1 protein-coding gene is annotated in these 1,685 nt (G+C 72.8%); it reads left to right on the top strand.

Translation table 11 applies throughout. The features are described 5' to 3' along the window. Positions 1-304: 304 nt before the first annotated feature. A partial coding sequence (lnt, locus tag ACOJSF_RS12810) for an apolipoprotein N-acyltransferase (protein ID WP_420142587.1) occupies positions 305-1,685 on the top strand: 1,381 nt, incomplete at its 3' end.

Here is a 1,685-nt window from a genome sequence, read left to right as displayed (position 1 = left end):
ATCGTGGACCCGGCTGGGCACCGGATCGGCCCAGTAGAGCTCGAACATCTCCGCCATGTGGACCGTGAACAGGCCGAACAGGGCGTAGCCGCGCAGGGCGTCGACCAGCGTAAGACGCGCCGATTCCTTCGCTTCCGCCGTAGTCGCCATGCCGCTCCGCTTCACCTTCGCCGTCGCGGGCGACGCCTTGCCGCCCCGGCGCCCGCTGTCAATGGCGGGGTGCCCCGGCCGTGCACCACCGATGCGCGGAACGGGCGCACAAAGCGGGATGACGGTGGCGAGGGCGGTGGCTAAGGCGCTGCCCATGGCCCGGTCGAGCGCATCGCGCGCATATTCATTCTCCCTCGCCCTCGGCGCGGTCGCCGCATGTGGGTTCGCGCCGTTGCAGTGGTGGACGCTGACGCTGATCGCGCTGGCCGCGCTGGCCTGGCTGCTGCGCGAGGCGCGCGATGGGCGGCGGGCCGCGTTGATCGGGTGGTGGTTCGGGCTCGGGCATTTCTGCGTCGGGCTGAACTGGATCGCCACCGCCTTCACCTACCAGGCGGCGATGCCGGCGTGGCTCGGCTGGGTCGCGGTGGTGCTGCTGTCGCTGTACCTCGCGCTGTTTCCGGCACTGGCGGCGGGCGGCGCGTGGGTGCTGACGCGGGGCGGGCGGGCCCTGCCGCCGATGCTGGCGGGATGCTGGATCGTCGGCGAGCTGCTGCGCGCGACGCTGTTCACCGGGTTCGCCTGGAACCCGCTCGCGGCGATCTGGGCGCCGGTGCCGGCGGCGCGCGCGCTGCTGCCGCTGGTGGGAACCTATGGCCTGTCGGGCCTGACCGTCCTGCTTGCCGCGCTCGTGGCGGAGATCGCGCGCGGCGCGAAGGCGGGCCGGCGGGGGTGGGGCACGCTCTCGGCCTCCGCCGCCGTGATCCTGCTGCTCGTGGTGGCGGGGCTGGTGCGCGTACCGCCCGAAAAGCCGGGCGCCGGCGCGCCGATGCTGCACGTCGTCCAGCCCAATATCGGGCAGGCGCTGAAATGGGATCCGGCGGCAGAGGCGGTCAATTTCCGCAAGCTCGCGGCTCTTACCGGAACGCCCGACGCCATGCCCCGCATCGTGCTGTGGCCCGAAGTCGCGGTGCCCGGCCTGATCGGGCAGGATGCCGGCGCGCGCGCGGAACTGGCCCGCCTGCTCGGCCCCCGCGACCTGATGCTGACGGGGGCGGAATGGATCAATTTCGGGCCCGACGGCTATGCCGAGTCGGCGACCAACAGCCTGTTCGGGCTGGACGCGCGCGGGCGCGTGCTCGGCCGCTACGACAAGTCGCACCTCGTTCCTTATGGCGAATATCTGCCGATGCGGCCGGTGCTGTCGGCGCTCGGCCTGTCGCGGCTGGCGCCGGGCGCGCTCGACTTCGACGCGGGGCCGGGCCCGCGCAACGTGCCCTTGCCGGGCATCGGCACGGTGGGCATCCAGATCTGCTACGAGATCATCTTCTCCGGCCAGGTGGTCGATCCGGCGGCGCGCCCGCGCTTCCTGTTCAATCCGTCTAACGACGCCTGGTTTGGCGCGTGGGGACCGCCGCAGCACCTGGCCCAGGCGCGGCTGCGCGCGGCGGAGGAGGGGCTGCCCGTCGTCCGGTCGACCCCGACGGGCATTTCGGCGGTGATCGACGCCGACGGCGCGCTGGTGGCGGCGCTGCCCT

This window comes from Sphingomonas sp. (assembly GCF_048594985.1).
In the GTDB taxonomy this organism is placed as follows: domain Bacteria; phylum Pseudomonadota; class Alphaproteobacteria; order Sphingomonadales; family Sphingomonadaceae; genus Sphingomonas_I.
The sequence above is the reverse complement of the archived record's forward strand: the minus strand, read 5'-3'. Positions and strand labels throughout refer to the sequence as shown.